A 16012-nucleotide genomic window follows, 5' to 3' on the forward strand; every position below is an offset into this window, starting at 1 on the left:
AAGTGGCGGGGTTATTCGATTCGAATTGAGGACGACCCGGCTAGCGGTCCGCCCGGTGGCAGCGCTCAACCAGATGCCTACCGGGCGCCTCGACCGCGCCTGCTGTCATCGAAACGGCGCCCTCGTACCCGTACCGGCGCGGCAACGCCGGCTCAGGCGGCGCTGCCGAAATACTCGCGGCACCACTGCACCACCGGTGGCAAGCCGGTTTCGATCGGGGTGCGCGGCGCGTAACCGAACGCGGCGTGGGCGCGGCGGGTATCGGCCATGGTTTCGACCATGTCGCCGGGCTGCATCGGCCGGTAGATCTTGTGCGCCGGGCGCCCGGCGGCGGTGGCGATCACCTCGATGAAATGTTCCAGTTCCACCGGCGTGTGGTTGCCCAGGTTGAATACCTGGTGCGGCGTGGGTTCGGCCGAGGGCTGCGCCAGCGCCCCAAGGATGCCGGCCACGATGTCCGACACATGGGTGAAGTCACGCCGCATGCGCCCCTCGTTGAAGACCTCGATGCTGCGCCCGGCCAGTACCGCCCGGGAGAACAGCAGCGGTGCCATGTCCGGCCGGCCCCACGGGCCATACACCGTGAAAAAGCGTAGGCCGGTGGCCGGCAGGCCGTACAGCTGGGCATAGGTGTAGGCCATCAGCTCATTGGCCGCCTTGGTCGCCGCGTACAGCGAGCGCGGCCGGTCCACCCGCTGGTCTTCGGAGAACGGCGGTGTGGCCGAGTCCCCATAGACCGAGCTGCTGGAGGCATACAGCAGGTGCTGCACGCCGCGATGGCGGCACAGCTCCAGCACATTGACGAAGCCCACCAGATTGCTTTCAACGTAGGCGTGCGGATTCTCCAGCGAGTAGCGCACCCCGGCCTGCGCGGCTAGATGGACCACGCGGGTCGGCTGGACCTCGTCGAACAGCGCGGCCAGGCCATCGCGATCGGTGAGGTCCAGCGTGCGGATATCCACCTGCGGACACAGCGCGGCCACGCGGTCGCGCTTGAGCTGCGGATCGTAGTAGTCGTTGTAGTTGTCCAGCCCGACCACCCGCTCGCCACGGGCAGCCAGCGCCTGGCAGGTGTAGGCACCGATGAAGCCGGCCGCGCCGGTGACCAGGATGCTCATAGCCTGAGCGGCTCCCGGGCCAACGCCGCCTTGCGCTCCTTGCTGAAGGCCCACCACGGCTGCGGCGCCTCGCCCGCCATGAAGCGCACCACCGACAGGAACACGTCGATCACGCAGGGGTCGTGCTCCACGCCGGTTTTCAGGCACAGCTGCGCGTACATGTCGTAAGGATCACGCCCGCGCAGATGCGCGGGAACCCGGATTCCGATCAGACGGAGATCCTTTTCACAGGCCGGCCCCACATTCGGGAGGTCGGTCAGACGCAGCAAATGATTGCGGTCGACCTTGGTGGGGTTCATTGCGGTAGGTGCACCTCGGAAAAGTGGATGACGTCAGCCCGGCTGGCGGACGCGCAGCCGTTCCAGCACGCCATCGAGCGTGTCCAGATCGGTGTAATGGATGACCAGTTTGCCCCGGCCACCGCGGCCGTGGGCGATCGCCACCTTGGTGCCCAGCGATTCGGACAGCTCGGTCTCCAGCGAGGCGATGTCGGCCTGCGGCGCGCTCGGACCCGGCTTGGCCTTGCGCGCGCCCGGCACCTTGCCGGCGGCGAACTGCTGCGCGCGGTGCTCGACTTCGCGCACCGACCAGCCCTCATCGGCCGCGTCCTGGGCCAGTTTGGTTGCCAGTTCCGGCGCCAGCGTCAGCAGCGCGCGGGCATGGCCCATTTCCAGGCGGCGGGTTTCCAGCAGCACGCGCACCCCAACCGGCAGATCGATCAGGCGCAGCAGGTTGGACACCGAAGCGCGCGAGCGGCCCACCGCCTGCGCCGCTTCGGCGTGGGTCAGCGAGAACTCGCTGACCAGCCGTGCCAGCGCTTCGGCTTCTTCCAGCGGATTGAGGTCTTCACGCTGGATGTTCTCGATCAGCGCCATCGCGATGACGGTGCGGTCTTCCAGCTCGCGTACCACCGCCGGCACTTCGTCCAGCCCGGCCAGGCGCGAGGCGCGCCAGCGGCGTTCACCGGCGATGATTTCGTATTTGCCGCCCTCGATCTGGCGCACCAGGATCGGCTGGATCACGCCCTGGGCGGTGATCGACTCGGCCAGCTCGGCCAGCTTGCCTTCGTCCATGTCGCGACGCGGCTGGTACTTGCCCGGCTGCAGGGCATCGATGGGCAGCTTGCGCAGCACTTCCCCCGGCTGCGGCTCGGCCACGGCGGCAACAGAGACCGGTGTCACCGCGCCGCGCGGGCCCAGCAACGCATCCAGCCCGCGGCCCAGACCGCGCTTCTTCGCCGTACTCATCAGACAGCCTCCGCGGCGTGGACGGCCGGTTTGCGTTCGGTGTTGCGGCGGATGATCTCGCCGGCCAGGCCCAGATAGGCCACCCCGCCACGCGAACCGCGGTCATAGCCGACGATGCTCTGGCCATGGCTGGGGGCCTCGGCCAGGCGCACGTTGCGCGGCACGATGGTGCGGAACACGCGGTCGCCGAAGTATTCGACCAGCTGCGCGGACACCGCGTTGGCCAGGTTGTTGCGCACATCGAACATGGTGCGCAGCACGCCTTCGATCTCCAGCGCCGGGTTCAGGTTGATCTTCAGCGCCTCGATGGTTTCCACCAGCGCGCTCAGGCCTTCCAGCGCGTAGTACTCGCACTGCATCGGCACGATCACCGAATCGGCGGCGGCCAGCGCGTTGAGCGTGAGCAGGGACAGCGCCGGCGGGCAGTCGATCAGGATGTAGTCGTATTCCTCGCGGATCGGTGCCAGGGCGCGCTTGAGCCGCTGCTCGCGCTCGCTCTGGTTCATCATCTGGATTTCGGCCGCGGTCAGGTCGATGTTGCCCGGCAGCAGGTCGAAGCCTTCCGGGGTCTTCACCCGCACGTCGGCAGCACTGATCTCGCCCAGCAGCAGATCGCAGGTGGACGCGGCGACCTCACGCTTGTCCACGCCACTGCCCATGGTCGCATTGCCCTGCGAATCCAGGTCGACCAGCAGCACGCGCTTGGGTGCGGCGGCAAGGGAAGCAGCCAGATTGACGGCCGTGGTGGTCTTGCCGACGCCGCCTTTCTGGTTGGCGATGGCGATGATGCGAGCCATGCAGGAGAGCCTCGTAGGCGGGTTGGGACTGGGCATTATGCGGCTAGCGGCGCGCAGGCGGAAATCGGCGCGCGCACCCGCGCGCCGGCAACCACCGGCAAACGGGGCCCGTCGGCACCGCTGACCGCGCCCTCGGAACGCTGCGGCGGAAGCGTGATGACGGTCTCAGCGGCGCTGGACCACTACCAGATGGCGGTCGCCCACCAGCCCGGGTACCTGCAGCGGACGCACTTCCAACACCTGCCAATCGGCCGGCAACTGCGCGATTTCCTCGTGCGGGTAGACGCCTTTCATCGCCAGCAGCTGCCCTCCCGGTCGCAGCAGGTGGCCACCGACGGCGATGATGCCGGCCAGGGTATCCATGGCGCGGGCGGTAAGGTTGTCGTAGGCGCCCGGCTCCTCCAGCGCCTCGGCCCGGGATTCGGCCACCCGCGCGTTGCCCAGTCCCAGCTTGCGCACCGCCTCGCGCAGGAAGCGGGCCTTCTTGCCGTTGCTCTCCACCAGCGTGACCTGCAGCTGCGGGTGGGTGATGGCCAGCGGGATGCCCGGCAAGCCCGGGCCGGTTCCCAGATCGGCCAGACTGCCGGAATCGACATGCGAGGCCATCGCCAGCGAATCGAGCAGGTGGCGGGTCACCATTTCGCGTGGGTCGCGGATGGCAGTGAGATTGTAGGTGCGGTTCCAGCGCACCAGCAGGGCCAGGTAGGCCAGCAGCGGTGTGGCCAGTGCGGTGTCCAGACCCATGGCCTGCAGGCCGCGCGCCAGATCGGTGGCGACTTCCGGCGGAAGGGAGATGTCATTCATGGGCGAATTATCGCAGGCCCGATGCCGCTTCCGCCGCCTCCCGCCTGGCTGACAGTAAAATAAGGCCCCGAACCAGGAGGTTCCACGACCTGCCGGCACCCTGTCCGCGCCGTACGACCGGCGCCCGCGCCCACGACGCCCGGCCTCACAGCGGATACCACGCCAGCGCCGCGCGAAAGTCCGCCGTGGCCTGCCACTCGTGCAGGCGCCAGTGGCGGGCCTGGCCCAGCCCCGGATCGCACCAGGCCAGCACCAGCGCGCCGGCGGCCGTCGGCGCGAACTGCAACTTGTGCAGGCCGAAGGAGATGCCATGCCCGTGCGCCTTGAGCAGCGCCTCCTTGGCGCACCACACGCGGAAGAACCAGTGCTCGCAGTCGGCGTCATCCAGTCCCAGCAGCCATGCGATCTCATCGGGATGGAAGAAGCGGCCGATCACCTCGCGCATCTGCCGGCGCGGGCGCTGCTGCTCCAGATCCACGCCCAGCCGCGCGCCCTTGCCCAGCGCCACCAGCAGATGCCCGCCGCTGTGGCTCCAGCCGGTGCCGTAATGGTCCAGCGTGCCGATCAGCCAAGGCCGGCCGCGCTCATCGCGGGTCAGCGGCAGCGCCTGCGGCGTCATACCCAGTTCGGCCGCCAGCACCTCACGTGCCTGCGGCTCGCCGCGGGTGCCGGGGGTATGCGGCAGCATCCACACCTGCACCGGTTCGAACCGCCAGGACGGCCATGGCCCCCGGTTCATGCTGAATGGAACCGGGCAGGGGTCGACAAGGTTTTCACGGCGCCGCGCGTTGACTGTAGGCCCCGCACCGGCACAGGTGCTTTTAGGCAGGGAGAATCAGGCATGGGCCTCATCATCTGGTTGATCGTCGGTGGCGTCGTGGGCTGGCTGGCCAGTCTCATCATGCGCCGCGATGCACAGCAGGGCATCCTTCTGAACATTGTCGTGGGCATTATCGGCGCGATGATTGCCGGCTTCTTCTTCAGCGGCGGCAGCATCAATGCGGCCATCACGCTGCGCTCGTTCCTGTTGTCACTGGTGGGGGCGGTAATTCTGCTGGCCATCGTCAACCTGTTCACCCGCAAAAGCGTGCGCTGAGCCCGGTGCGCAATCACGGATCGGCACGGCTCGACTGGCAACAGCCGGGCCGTGTCTGATTGCCGGCGCGAACCGCCCCACTCCGGCCAGGGCTGCAGCCGTCAGCCCAGTTGCACCCACGCCGGGGCATGGTCGCTGGGGCGCTCCCAGGTGCGTGGCTCGCGGTCGATGCCCGCGGCCACCGCACGCGACTTGAGCGCCTCGGACACCAGGGTCAGGTCGATGCGCAGGCCCAGATCGCGGCGGAAGCCGGCCGCACGGTAGTCCCACCAGCTGAACACACCGGCGGCGTCGTTGTGCAGCCGGAACGCGTCGTACAGCCCCAGGGCCAGCAATTTCTCCAGTGCGCCACGCTCCGCCGCCGAGGTGAGAATGTGCTCCTCGTTCCACACGGCCGGGTCGTGCACGTCGCGCGCGTCCGGGGCGATGTTGAAATCGCCCAGCACCACCAGCTGCGGATACCTCTGCAGCTCGGCGGCAATCCAGTCGTGCACCGCCTCCAGCCAGCGCAGCTTGTAGGCGTACTTGTCGGTGCCGATATCCTGGCCGTTGACCACATACAGGTTGATGATGCGCACGCCATCGACCGTGCCGGCGATCACCCGCTTCTGCTCGTCCTCGAAGCCGGGAATGCCGATCTGCACGTCCTCGATCGGTTGCCGCGCCAGCAGGGCGACACCGTTGTAGGTCTTCTGCCCGGCGAACACGTTGCGGTAGCCCAGTTCGAGCAGGCGTGTGTCCGGGAATTTGTGGTCCTCCAGCTTGGTCTCCTGGATGCCGACCACGTCGGGGGCGAAGCCGGCCAGCCACTGCTCCAGATGCGGCAGGCGGACGTTGAGCGAATTGACGTTCCACGAAGCGATTTTCATATTTTCTAATTTGACTTAGGTTTTCAGTAACTTACATAAAAAAATGGAAGAAAATTAATCAAAGCTACCCACCTGACTACCCTATAGACGTCCGTTGAGACAGCGCCGCCAAAGCGCCCTTGTGGAAAGCGCCCCTCTGTCAGCAGGGTCAAGCACTGATCATGCCACGGCCTTCACGCAGACACTGCCTCGCTTCCAAGCAGTACCAGGGACGCGCTGCGCCGGAATTCTGTAGGAAAAGAGGCGCCCCCTGGGGCATCAATGCCCCCAGGAGGAGGCGGTGCTGCCCTAGGGGGTAGGGGCACCAGCGCCTCCCTAAGTGGAAACTTCAAACTTGGAGCAGACCCTAGGTCAAGCGATATCCAATAGATCAAGAGGGGGGGAGGCCCTAGCGCCCTCAGGCATAGCCTCAAAAAGCCTTGTTTGGAAGCGCCAGCCTGACCACTATTCACACATCGACTTAGCGGCGGCATGACATGACCGACACGAAGACCAAGCCCAAAAGCGAAAGCACAGAGGTGGAAAAGAAGTGGACTAAACCCCTCACTGATGCGGGCTGGACTGCAATCCCCACGGTCATTTTCGAGCGCCAGCATGCACTGGGCCTCGACCCCCTGGATATCAACATTGTCCTCCACCTCGCCGGCTACTGGTGGAAGGCCGGGAATGAACCCCACCCGTCAAAAGCAACAATCGCGGCAGCTATCGGAGTTGACCCCCGAACAGTCCAGCGTCGAATCGCAAAACTTGAGGGAGCCGGATTTGTGACCCGCATCGCGCGTCACTCAAAAAAAGGCGGCACTACAACAAACCAGTACTCGCTCTCAGGGCTGATAAGGGCGGCAACCCCGTATGCGCTGGAGCGGATCGAAGAGAAGAAGAAGCGCATGAACGAAGCGACCGAGCGGGCGAAGCGGAAGAAGCCGCAGCTCACAGTAGTCAAATAAAACGTGCGGTGTAGCTCAACTGGATAGAGCAATCACGCAACGGCAACCGCGAAAGCTGCCTAGGACTGGATCGGCAAGTTCATCCTAAAGCGTGACAGGTCCCGGTTCAAATCCGGGCACCGTCCCCAATATCGACGGGGTTGCAGCTTCCCAAGTGCTGGAACGGTTGCAAGAGAAAAAGTAGTGAATCAACGAAGCAACCGAGCGGGCGAAACGGAAGAAACTGCGGCTCACAGTGGTCAAGTAAAACATGCGGTGTAGCTCAACTGGATAGAGCAGTCACGCAACGGCAACCGCGAAGGCTGCCTAGGACTGGATCGGCAACTTCATCCTAAAGCGCGACAGGTCCCGGTTCAAATCCGGGCACCGCCCCAATAGCGACAGTGCCGGCAGCCCATACTGGCTGCCGGCATTGCCATCCACCTTATTTCCAACCAAAAACCAATAGATAAACTTCAGCCTCGTTCGCTCTATCGAAAGACTTGAACGTGATGCTTCCGACTTCAACAATCCCGCCGAGCTTAGTCTGCACTACGACCGATCAAGCTAGCTACGCCATCTACGCGGATCGTGCTCCCCGGCCCACCCAGCGCGGGGTAACTTGGAACTACCTTGAAGTCATAAGTCGAATAGCTAGTAGTTCCGTCCGAATCCCAGTCGATCACTATCGAATCGCCACGAACCATCCAACAACCGTTAATTTTCGCTCCTAACCGTTGCGAAATATCGCCACTGGCGCTCGCCTGACCATCCGGACACACGCCTTGAATGTCGGATAGGACTACCTGGTCGCCCTCATGACTGTGCATGGTTGCAACTGTATCGGCCCCTAGCCCGTCGTTAGCTGCCTTTGAGTTTCGGACAATTGGCAACAAGATCGCCATCAAGATTGACAACAGAATGACTAGACAGAATGTAGCGATGATCCCAAGCAGGATAGTCAACCACCAAGGTCTCCTGCCCTTCAGAATTTGACGCTTTTTCTTGCTGAATTCAGTAGTAGTAATCAGCCCTTGATCTCTTAATTCCGCAAGTCGCCTAATTTCCTCTGCATCGCTCATCTGACTATCCATAGCTCACTGCCACCTGCAGCGCACGCTAATCGTAGTATGTCGAATCGTAGTATTCAATTGCCCACCATCACCCGATGGCTAGGGCTACCCACGAAACGCAATTGGTGATGGTTTTCGCAGGCAATGTGCGACGACTAAGGAGACAGCGCGGCATGTCCCAAGAACAGCTCGCAGAGGCCGCAGGCGTCCACCGCACATATGTCGGCATGCTGGAACGCGGCGAAAAAAACGTCACGATCTACAACATCGACAGGATTGCTACCGCGCTCGGCGTGGACGCTTCAGCTTTACTGAAGCACTCAGACCGCCCAGTCTGAAGCAAGAATTGCCGCGTAGCCTCGCCTATCTCGAACATCCAAACCGCAGGATGCCACCCGAGTACTACGGCGATGGCTGAACTGGAACGATTCCCATCGCGAAAGGATTCTCAAGAATCACAGCGAAAAGAACCCTCTTACGATTAGATGGAATGCCTCTAGCAAAGCTCCGCCAGGCAGAGGCCGGCTACCTATTCGCGCTAAAATCGACATCATTGGTAGCCTCGCTACCAAGCGCAGTTCAAAGATCTAAGAGCTAGCTTGATTAACTTCGAATCTCCAAGGTGGTACGCGCGTCCATGAGCACAAGGCCCCATTTCAATGCCAGTACGCACGAACTTGCACAGCTTTTTGATAGCGCATCTTCTCAAAAGGATCTGTCTGCCTTAAAAGAATTGGCCTACGAATTGGAGCATCGTGATCGGCCTGCGGCCTTGGAGCTAAAGCACAAGATCAACAGCTTTGTAGAAGCCAACATGGCATCCCTGCAAAAAAAAACGCTGCTAGAGATGTCCGTCAAGGAAAAATCTGCAGAAATCACTCCCCCTGAACTACCCGCTGCATCAGTTCCTCAAGCCAAGGCATCGAAACGTATGACAGAGTCCCACATCATCGAGCGCTTGAAGGGCCTGCTGGAGTACGTACGACAGACCGCCTACCTGAAGGGAAAGCCAAGTCGTCAGGTCGAGCAGCACAGCAATTTTAAAGCCTACGAGCACGAGTTGCGCGGACTGCCCGGGATTCACTTTGATACCAACACTGCAGACGACGACACTTGGCTGCGAGTGGAGCGCCTGCACGAAAGCAAGCCGCCGAGCCCGCAAACGCCGCTATTGGCTGCACTTATCACCCAATCCAACACCCCGACCAAAGAACCGGGACTAGCTTTGCATGTCCCCCGCACGCGGCTAATCACCCTCGGGATTGAAGCACCTGCCCTGTCGGAAGGCGAAAATCCTGAGCAGACATTGGCAATTGCCACGCTGCCGATCAAAGAGCAGCTGCATAGCGAACTGAAGACCTATATCACGCACGTTTGGCAGCCTTGGGCCGAGCGGGAGAAGGAAGTCCGCAAGACCATTTCAAAGTATGCAGACCTGTTTGCCAGCTACCAGATGTTGCAGGGCAACCTTGTAGATTCACCGCTGGAGCTGGTGCTGGGTGTTGGCCTTGCAGTATGGGACCTGCCGGACGGAAAACTGGGTTATCCGCTGATCTCACAGCTGATGGAGCTGTCGATTGACGAGCACAGCCACGCCATAGAAGTGCGCCCCCGCTCGCTGGATGCACGCCTGGAGCTGGACGTGTATACCGCGTTGGACAACCCGGGAGTGGCCGAGGTTGCTCGCCTGGGCAAGGAACACTTCAAAGCCGGCGACGGACAGGTCAACCCATTCGTACCCAGCACCTTCGAACCGGTCCTGAAAGCCGCCTCGTCACTGCTGGACAGCAAAGGAGCGTATTGGCCATCGCACACTACGCCCGAAGATCGGCAGCTACCGAAAGCCGGGGAGCACCTGTTGGTAACCGACACCTGGGTACTGTTTGTGCGACCACGCACCTCCAACTTGTTCGTGCAGGACCTGGAGCGTTTTGAGGCCTTGGTGGAAACGGGGGTGGATCTGGAAACGCTCTCTCCGGCCACATTGGCACTGCTGGCCGATCCATCGCAGCAGATACGTGAGCCAGCACCGGCCAACTACCGTGGGCTGTCAAATATCGACCGTCAGGCTGGCACCTCGGCCAAGGCCAAGGATCTGTTCTTCCCGATGCCCTACAACGATGAGCAGGTGCAGATCGTGCACATGCTGGACCATCAGGACGGCGTCGTCGTGCAGGGCCCTCCGGGTACCGGTAAGACCCACACCATCGCCAATGTCATTTCGCACTACCTGGCTTTGGGCAAGCGTGTGCTGGTCACATCGATGAAGGATCCCGCATTGGCAGTGTTACAGGAAAAGCTGCCGACTGAGATTCGTCCGCTGGCAATCAGCCTGCTCAGCAGTGAAGCCGACGGAATGAAGCAGTTTGAACACGCCATCCGGCATATTGCTGCTGAAGTCAGCCGCATCAACAAGCAGGAGATGCGCACGCAGATCGATCAGTACGAATTGGATATTGACCGCCTTCATGGGCAGATCGCCAAGACCGAGTACCAGATCGGACAGTGGGCAAAGAAAAATCTAGAGCCCATTTCGCTGGACGGCGATGTACTGCAACCACTGGAGATCGCGAAGGAGGTTGCCCTGCATCCGGCTGAGGCCACATGGATCTCCGACCCCCTGACCATCGCAGCCGAACATCGCCCTCAGTTTGGAGATGCTGACATCATTGCGCTTCGCAATGCGCGCATGGCCTTGGCTGAAGACCTGCCGTTGCTGGAGCAGCGCCTGCCTGCGCTGGATGCGTTCCCGGAGCCAACAAAGCTGCAGCAGGTGCACTTGGACCTGGGACGCCTGGTGGAATTGAATGCGCAGGTGAGTAGCGCCGCGTTGCCCCCATTGCGAGATGCAGAGCAGACCACGCTGGACGAGGCGATCCTCCTGCATACCCGCGTTTTCGGGCTACGTGAGAGCCGCGAATGGGTGGATGACGTAGGCCATGACTGGCTGAAGCTGTTGGAACGGCGGATGCGTCAAGCCGATCCACAGGATGCGCTGCTCAAGCTTCTCTCCGCGATCCGCATCGAGATTCGTGATTTGCTCGCCTACCGCACGCAGTTTGTCGCGCGTCCGGTGACCGCGCCTGAGGGTCTGGCGAACAACCCAGAAGTGATCGAGGCCATTGACAACCTCGCGCAGGGCAAAAAGCCGTTTGGTTTGGCTGGCCTGTTCGGCAAGTCCGCTGAGAAGAAGCTGATCGAACAGATACAGCTGGTTGGAAAGGTGCCTGAAGGAGAGGGTGATTGGGCACACGTACTGCAGTACCTGCGCTTCCTGCAGAGCTGCAGTGCGATGGTTGTGCGCTGGGATGCCTTGGCTCTGGAGCTGGGTCTACCCGGTTTCACCACTCCGCAGGCACTGATCGTGCAAGGCAGCGATTACCTGTTGGCGTTGGATAAGCTGCAACACCTGCTGCGGGAAGAAAAGGCGGTCGCAGATCTGCTCCAGGCGCTATTACCAACGTGGCAGGAGGCGGGTAAGAGACCATACGACCGCGAGCATATGCAGCAAGCACTGGAGATTCTTGACAAGAATCTAACCCGCAACAGGCTGGCCGACACTTGGAAGGTAAAGAATCGCTTTACTGAAGCGCTGAGCGACGCCAAGGGAGAGATTGTTGATGCGATCAGTGCCTTCTTGAATAATCGGCTGGGCGACAGTGCGGTGCTAGAGACCGAGTTGATGGCCGAGTGGACCACACTGATGACGGAACTGCGTCGTCAGCATGGCAAACGGCCACAGTTGCAATGCGTGCAAGATGCGACCGCAAAGATTGCAGCATCAGGTGCGCCGAAGTGGGCGCAGCAGCTGCGAACCGAGCTGGCAACAGCAGCACAAGACCCTCAGCTTCCCGACAATTGGAAAGAACTCTGGCGCTATCGCCGCCTACTCACCTTGGTCGAATCCATGGATGGCAGGGCCGAGCTCGCAGTGTTGTCACAGCAGCGTAATGAGCTTGAGAAAGACCTATCCCGCCTTTATCAGAAGGCGGTAACAACACGCACTTGGCTGAAAATGGCTGAGAAGGCGACACCGATGGTTCGGTCTGCGCTGGAAGCCTACCGCGTTGCGATCTCACGCATCGGCCGTGGAACCGGCGTTCGCGCGCCGCGCTACCGAAAGGATGCCCGCGATGCAGCCGCACAGGCTAGTCCCGCCATTCCTTGCTGGATCATGCCGCACTATCGGATCAGTGAATCCTTGCCCGTTGCACTGGGAGAGTTTGACCTGGTCATCATCGATGAGGCCTCGCAGTCCGATTTGAGCGCAATGCCAGCGCTACTGCGCGCAAAGAAGGTTTTGATCGTCGGCGATGATCAGCAGGTTTCGCCGGAAGGCGTTGGACTGGAGGAAGAGAAAATCCGGAGTCTGATGGGACAGTTCCTAGGCAAGCAGGTGGGCCTGTATCGGCCGCAGATGTCGCCGGATAAATCTATCTACGACTTGTTCAAAGTGGTATTCGCGCAAGGCCAGATCATGTTGCGCGAGCACTTCCGCTGCGTTGGCCCAATCATCGAATACTCCAAACGCGAGTTCTACAACCACGAGTTGCGGCCGTTGCGCATGCCGCTTGCCTCTGAGCGCATGGATCCACCGTTGATCGACGTGCATGTCATCGACGGGCAACGCGGCAACGGCAAGACCAATCAGGGTGAAGCGCTCTTCATTCTGGAAGAGATACGAAAGATCGTAGGCGATCAGAGCATGAGCCGCCGCACCATCGGCGTTGTGTCGCTGCTGGGCAGTGAACAAGCCCAGCTGGTTTGGGGCCTCGTCGTAAAGGAACTCGGGGAGGACGCGGTCCAGCGCCATCAGATGGCTTTCGGCGATGCCCGTACCTTCCAGGGCAAGGAGCGCGACATCGTGTTCCTGTCCATGGTTGATTCCGGCCGTGCTCAAGCCTCGTCGCAAGATATGTTCCGCCAACGCTATAACGTCGCAGCCTCACGCGCCCGCGACCGGATGTATCTGGTGCGTAGCATCACCCAGGATGAACTCAGCAAGACCGATAAGCTGCGAAGCAGTCTGATACAGCACTTCCAGACCCCATACACCCAGAACGAAGAGGAAGTGAGCGACCTGCGCCAGTTGTGTGAGTCGCCCTTCGAGCGGGAAGTGTTTGATGCATTGGTTGAGCGCGGTTATCGCGTGCAGCCGCAGGTGAAGGTCGGTAGCTACCGCATCGATCTTGTCGTGGAGGGTGAATGGGACGCGCGCTTGGCTGTTGAGTGTGACGGCGACAGATATCACGGGCCAGACCAATGGGAACACGATATGCGGCGTCAGCGCGTGTTGGAGCGCGCGGGTTGGCACTTCTGGCGCTGCTTCGCGTCGAACTTCGTTCTTCATCGTGAGGCACTGCTCGCAGACTTGATTGCCACGCTACAGCGCCGAGGCATCGAACCTGTTGGCGGACAGAGTGTGGTTCGCAGCCTGCATAGCCAGAGTAGGACTTACGAAGCCTTTCCAATCGAGGGAGCTGAAGCTTCGTGCTAGTCCACGTTGTGCTTACAACACTACAGGGTAAAGACAAGCCAGACTTCTTTGACTTTTCTCCTATGAGTATCAAGACGCTCGCTAGGCGGCCGATGCTCAGCCTAGCTCGTATCTTGAATTTTGTGCCCCTGATGGGGTCAGATACGGCCAAAGTTGTGGGAGAGGTCCAACTCCCCACGCAGTGAGTCGCCCGCATGCTTGACCAAGTAGCGGATCACATCTTCTTGTGCCCGAGGGATCTCCGCCTCTGAGAAGCCGTAGCGCGCCCTCCACCAGCTCCTAATGAACCGACTCAGCTCTTCGGTCGGCTGATAATTCGGCGTTCGAATCAACACATGAGCGTGCAGCACCCCATCGAGATGAGCCTCGAACGCTCTGACCCATACCACCCCCTTGTGGCTAGTCTTCAGCCAACGCCTTCCATAGGTTTTCTCATTGATGCTGCAGATGAGACCTCGAAATGCCCTGTCTACCCACTGAGGCTTGACCGCAAAAGACGGGGCACCATTACTGCGGTCAAACGTGAGAGTCACTACGTAGTGCCACTCATGCCTGTCCAAGAAGGCTGCCCACCCTGCCCTGAGTTTCGCGATCTCGATCTCACTAGTTCGCATTGGGGCACGAGTCACCGCGCAGGCCACTATGCTTTTGACTCCGCTGCACTCCTCGCCCAAGAAACCGGATCATCGAGCCAAGCCCTGATCTGATCCGATTTCCAGATCGTCAACCTAGGAGTAAGACGAATAGATTTCGGGAAAGCATTGCGCTGCTCCATGCGCCAGACCGTGGAGCGCGCCAACCCTGTCATGCGGCTGATAGTGGGCCAGCGGACATGGCCCTCCTGTGGCAGGTCCTTATTACTGAACTTTTCCATTGAGCTGCTCCTCGCGTCGTAACCGTGATGGTCATTGCACCGAGAGAGCGGCCTTGGAATCTATAGTCCTCAATCCTAGGCCTTAGGACGCTGAACTAGGCTAAGAGCCGTCAGGGGCGTATTTCAAATCCCCTACGTTGATCGCTTGATCCCAGGCGTTTTTGAACTGCCCCAGCGACAAGCCCCCGCTCTTGCCGGAAGCAACAAGAGCCTGTTGAACCACTTTCCTAGCAACACTCCTACCCTTTTCTTTGGGAGGGAGTGACAAAGGGTCGTAATTGTTCTTTTTCAAAGAATGCACAATCTTCGCCACATGAGCGGCCTGTGCTGTGATTCTCTTTGAAGAATCCGGCTCATTGCTTACCTCGTAAGAAAGAACAAGCTCGATCACGTCCAAGTATTTCCAGTCTGCCTGCATTCCACGAGCAGCCTTAGCTATCTCGCCAGCCGTCTTCCCATCAGACATTGCGGGCACGTCCTTGAAGGTATAGGTCGTCAAAACTTCACGAAGATGTTCTTGAAGTCGATGATACGGCGCACTGGTTATTGCCAGGCGAAGCAGGGCCTCTTGTTCACCTCGATGTATCTGAGCAAGCAATGTACACACTTCAGGGGATTGGCTGGACAACCCTCGATTGGCAAGATAATGGACAAGCGAAATTCGCTCGACATTGGAGTTTTTACTCATGTTTTTTACTCCAAAGCTAGTTCCAAATACTTTGAGCTACGAATTCGCCGCTTTGCTTACGGGCTGACCACGCTCGCACGCGACGAGGAACTCTGCCCACTGCTCCATGGCTTTGCGACGCTCCCAAATGTCTTCGCGAACGTCGTAGATAGCCTCCATACCTTGCAAAACATGATTGAGTGCCAGCTCGGAAATTTCACGAGAGATCCCCATCTCGCGCATATGACCCTTAGCTGTGGATCGAGTGTCGTGAGGGGTGAATTTGCGAACATCGATGTCCCTACGTTCAAACGCGCGCCGGATGGCTGCCCATAGCGTTGTAATGCCCACATGGGTATCGCCACCCTGATTGCGCCTGCGCCTTTCATGGCGTGCGGGTAGCACGTAGTCGGAGCCACCAGAAAGTTCGAAAAGCTGCCGAAACCAGTCAGCGACCGTTGGCGTTAACGGAACAAAGAACCCCGCTCGCGTTTTCACATTTTCTCCCGGAATCCACCACCGACCCCTCTCAAAATCGACGTCCGCTTTCTTGGACTTAGCCAGTTCGCTGCTGCGGACGCAAGTTGCCAACAGCACGCGGAACGCGAGCGCATTTTCAGATCCAATGCAATCGATTCCTGGAAGTAGCGCGCGGAGTTCCTCTTCCGTCAACATAATTCGCTTACGGATGGGCGGCCTATTGCCCTTCAAGGCAGTCACATTAATGCCGACGCAAGGGTTCGACGCCATGAGCCTGAGTGCGACAGCGTGATCGAATAGCTTGGACATAGATGTCAAGACTCGCCGAGTAATCGTCCAGGTCCGCTTCATGTCGGTAAGGACCGTCACAACGTCCATGGGGGAGATACGGCCGATCTCACGCGATCCAAGTCGAGGGAGTACGACGCCGTCGTAGTCATAGTTTCGGTATTTGATCGTGCTACTTGAGAGTTCGGGCGTCTTTAGGCGCTTTTCTCGATAGTCGGCAACCAAGTCGCGGACCAACCATGCCTTCCTTGCCCTTGTCTTTCGCTCTTGCTTCTC

General features: G+C 60.3%; 15 protein-coding genes and 1 tRNA gene. 5 read left to right on the top strand and 11 right to left on the bottom strand.

Translation table 11 applies throughout. The features are described 5' to 3' along the window. Positions 1 to 152 precede the first annotated feature (152 nt). The 6 genes from ACVOMH_RS10555 to ACVOMH_RS10580 all read right to left on the bottom strand — a co-directional run bounded on the left by ACVOMH_RS10555 (position 153) and on the right by ACVOMH_RS10580 (position 4705). Positions 153 to 1118: an SDR family NAD(P)-dependent oxidoreductase gene (locus ACVOMH_RS10555; protein WP_481551929.1), complete on the bottom strand. Its 966-nt coding sequence runs from the start codon at positions 1116 to 1118 to the stop codon at positions 153 to 155. Further along, positions 1115 to 1417 (bottom strand): helix-hairpin-helix domain-containing protein, encoded by a 303-nt coding sequence (locus tag ACVOMH_RS10560; protein WP_054657710.1) that lies wholly within the window; start codon positions 1415 to 1417, stop codon positions 1115 to 1117. Before ACVOMH_RS10560 ends, ACVOMH_RS10555 begins: the two co-directional genes overlap by 4 nt. 33 nt (positions 1418 to 1450) lie before the next feature. Next, positions 1451 to 2365: a ParB/RepB/Spo0J family partition protein gene (locus tag ACVOMH_RS10565; RefSeq protein WP_057505670.1), complete on the bottom strand. Its 915-nt coding sequence runs from the start codon at positions 2363 to 2365 to the stop codon at positions 1451 to 1453. Next, positions 2365 to 3162 (bottom strand): ParA family protein, encoded by a 798-nt coding sequence (locus tag ACVOMH_RS10570; RefSeq protein WP_057505671.1) that lies wholly within the window; start codon positions 3160 to 3162, stop codon positions 2365 to 2367. Before ACVOMH_RS10570 ends, ACVOMH_RS10565 begins: the two co-directional genes overlap by 1 nt. 165 nt (positions 3163 to 3327) lie before the next feature. Beyond that, positions 3328 to 3966, bottom strand: coding sequence for a 16S rRNA (guanine(527)-N(7))-methyltransferase RsmG (rsmG, locus tag ACVOMH_RS10575; protein ID WP_057505672.1), 639 nt, complete (start codon positions 3964 to 3966; stop codon positions 3328 to 3330). 145 nt (positions 3967 to 4111) lie between these two features. Next, complete coding sequence (locus ACVOMH_RS10580; protein WP_481551930.1) at positions 4112 to 4705, bottom strand: 4'-phosphopantetheinyl transferase family protein; 594 nt, start codon at positions 4703 to 4705, stop codon at positions 4112 to 4114. Positions 4706 to 4807: 102 nt separating this feature from the next. On the opposite strand from ACVOMH_RS10580, the gene ACVOMH_RS10585 reads away from it, so the two are divergent. Further along, entirely contained in the window at positions 4808 to 5062 is a 255-nt protein-coding gene (locus ACVOMH_RS10585) for a GlsB/YeaQ/YmgE family stress response membrane protein (protein ID WP_054661002.1), read from the top strand. 101 nt (positions 5063 to 5163) lie between these two features. Here the strand turns inward: ACVOMH_RS10585 and xth are convergent, their stop codons facing one another. Then, on the bottom strand, positions 5164 to 5931 hold the full coding sequence (xth, locus tag ACVOMH_RS10590) for an exodeoxyribonuclease III (protein WP_481551931.1): 768 nt from the start codon (positions 5929 to 5931) through the stop codon (positions 5164 to 5166). A 476-nt stretch (positions 5932 to 6407) separates the two neighbouring features. Here xth and ACVOMH_RS10595 point away from each other — a divergent pair, with 476 nt between their 5' ends. Next, on the top strand, positions 6408 to 6878 hold the full coding sequence (locus tag ACVOMH_RS10595) for a helix-turn-helix domain-containing protein (RefSeq protein ID WP_481551932.1): 471 nt from the start codon (positions 6408 to 6410) through the stop codon (positions 6876 to 6878). A gap of 252 nt (positions 6879 to 7130) precedes the next feature. Continuing rightward, positions 7131 to 7250, top strand: a tRNA-OTHER gene (locus ACVOMH_RS10600). A 149-nt stretch (positions 7251 to 7399) separates the two neighbouring features. On the opposite strand, the gene ACVOMH_RS10605 is transcribed toward ACVOMH_RS10600, so the two are convergent. Beyond that, complete coding sequence (locus tag ACVOMH_RS10605) at positions 7400 to 7939, bottom strand: SHOCT domain-containing protein (protein ID WP_481551933.1); 540 nt, start codon at positions 7937 to 7939, stop codon at positions 7400 to 7402. Positions 7940 to 8058: 119 nt separating this feature from the next. On the opposite strand from ACVOMH_RS10605, the gene ACVOMH_RS10610 reads away from it, so the two are divergent. Both ACVOMH_RS10610 and ACVOMH_RS10615 read left to right on the top strand, forming a co-directional pair. After that, a complete protein-coding gene (locus tag ACVOMH_RS10610) occupies positions 8059 to 8268 on the top strand; it encodes a helix-turn-helix domain-containing protein (RefSeq protein ID WP_481552030.1) in 210 nt (69 codons plus the stop codon). Positions 8269 to 8567: 299 nt separating this feature from the next. Then, the gene (locus ACVOMH_RS10615) at positions 8568 to 13427 is read left to right on the top strand and encodes an AAA domain-containing protein (protein ID WP_481551934.1); all 4860 of its coding nucleotides are present in this window, start codon (positions 8568 to 8570) and stop codon (positions 13425 to 13427) included. Between the two features lie 640 nt (positions 13428 to 14067). Here ACVOMH_RS10615 and ACVOMH_RS10620 read toward each other — a convergent pair. From ACVOMH_RS10620 to ACVOMH_RS10630, 3 genes are all read right to left on the bottom strand, one after another. Then, positions 14068 to 14301: a helix-turn-helix transcriptional regulator gene (locus tag ACVOMH_RS10620; RefSeq protein ID WP_481551935.1), complete on the bottom strand. Its 234-nt coding sequence runs from the start codon at positions 14299 to 14301 to the stop codon at positions 14068 to 14070. A 100-nt stretch (positions 14302 to 14401) separates the two neighbouring features. Beyond that, positions 14402 to 14989, bottom strand: a complete 588-nt coding sequence (locus ACVOMH_RS10625; RefSeq protein ID WP_481551936.1) for a hypothetical protein — start codon at positions 14987 to 14989, stop codon at positions 14402 to 14404. Between the two features lie 36 nt (positions 14990 to 15025). Further along, positions 15026 to 15973 carry a tyrosine-type recombinase/integrase gene (locus tag ACVOMH_RS10630; protein ID WP_481552031.1) on the bottom strand — a complete coding sequence of 316 codons (948 nt, stop codon included), beginning with the start codon at positions 15971 to 15973 and terminating at the stop codon, positions 15026 to 15028. Between the last annotated feature and the right edge of the window lie 39 nt (positions 15974 to 16012).

The organism is Stenotrophomonas sp. STEN013, from assembly GCF_056760355.1.

Excerpts from the sequence above, each read along its gene's own strand:
- ACVOMH_RS10625 (WP_481551936.1), bottom strand. The coding sequence starts at position 14,989 with ATGAGTAAAAACTCCAATGTCGAGCGAATTTCGCTTGTCCATTATCTT.
- ACVOMH_RS10565 (WP_057505670.1), bottom strand. The coding sequence starts at position 2,365 with ATGAGTACGGCGAAGAAGCGCGGTCTGGGCCGCGGGCTGGATGCGTTG.
- ACVOMH_RS10560 (WP_054657710.1), bottom strand. The coding sequence starts at position 1,417 with ATGAACCCCACCAAGGTCGACCGCAATCATTTGCTGCGTCTGACCGAC.
- ACVOMH_RS10570 (WP_057505671.1), bottom strand. The coding sequence starts at position 3,162 with ATGGCTCGCATCATCGCCATCGCCAACCAGAAAGGCGGCGTCGGCAAG.
- xth (WP_481551931.1), bottom strand. The coding sequence starts at position 5,931 with ATGAAAATCGCTTCGTGGAACGTCAATTCGCTCAACGTCCGCCTGCCG.
- ACVOMH_RS10610 (WP_481552030.1), top strand. The coding sequence starts at position 8,059 with ATGGTTTTCGCAGGCAATGTGCGACGACTAAGGAGACAGCGCGGCATG.
- ACVOMH_RS10605 (WP_481551933.1), bottom strand. The coding sequence starts at position 7,939 with ATGAGCGATGCAGAGGAAATTAGGCGACTTGCGGAATTAAGAGATCAA.
- ACVOMH_RS10555 (WP_481551929.1), bottom strand. The coding sequence starts at position 1,118 with ATGAGCATCCTGGTCACCGGCGCGGCCGGCTTCATCGGTGCCTACACC.
- ACVOMH_RS10580 (WP_481551930.1), bottom strand. The coding sequence starts at position 4,705 with ATGAACCGGGGGCCATGGCCGTCCTGGCGGTTCGAACCGGTGCAGGTG.
- ACVOMH_RS10585 (WP_054661002.1), top strand. The coding sequence starts at position 4,808 with ATGGGCCTCATCATCTGGTTGATCGTCGGTGGCGTCGTGGGCTGGCTG.
- ACVOMH_RS10620 (WP_481551935.1), bottom strand. The coding sequence starts at position 14,301 with ATGGAAAAGTTCAGTAATAAGGACCTGCCACAGGAGGGCCATGTCCGC.
- ACVOMH_RS10595 (WP_481551932.1), top strand. The coding sequence starts at position 6,408 with ATGACCGACACGAAGACCAAGCCCAAAAGCGAAAGCACAGAGGTGGAA.
- rsmG (WP_057505672.1), bottom strand. The coding sequence starts at position 3,966 with ATGAATGACATCTCCCTTCCGCCGGAAGTCGCCACCGATCTGGCGCGC.
- ACVOMH_RS10615 (WP_481551934.1), top strand. The coding sequence starts at position 8,568 with ATGAGCACAAGGCCCCATTTCAATGCCAGTACGCACGAACTTGCACAG.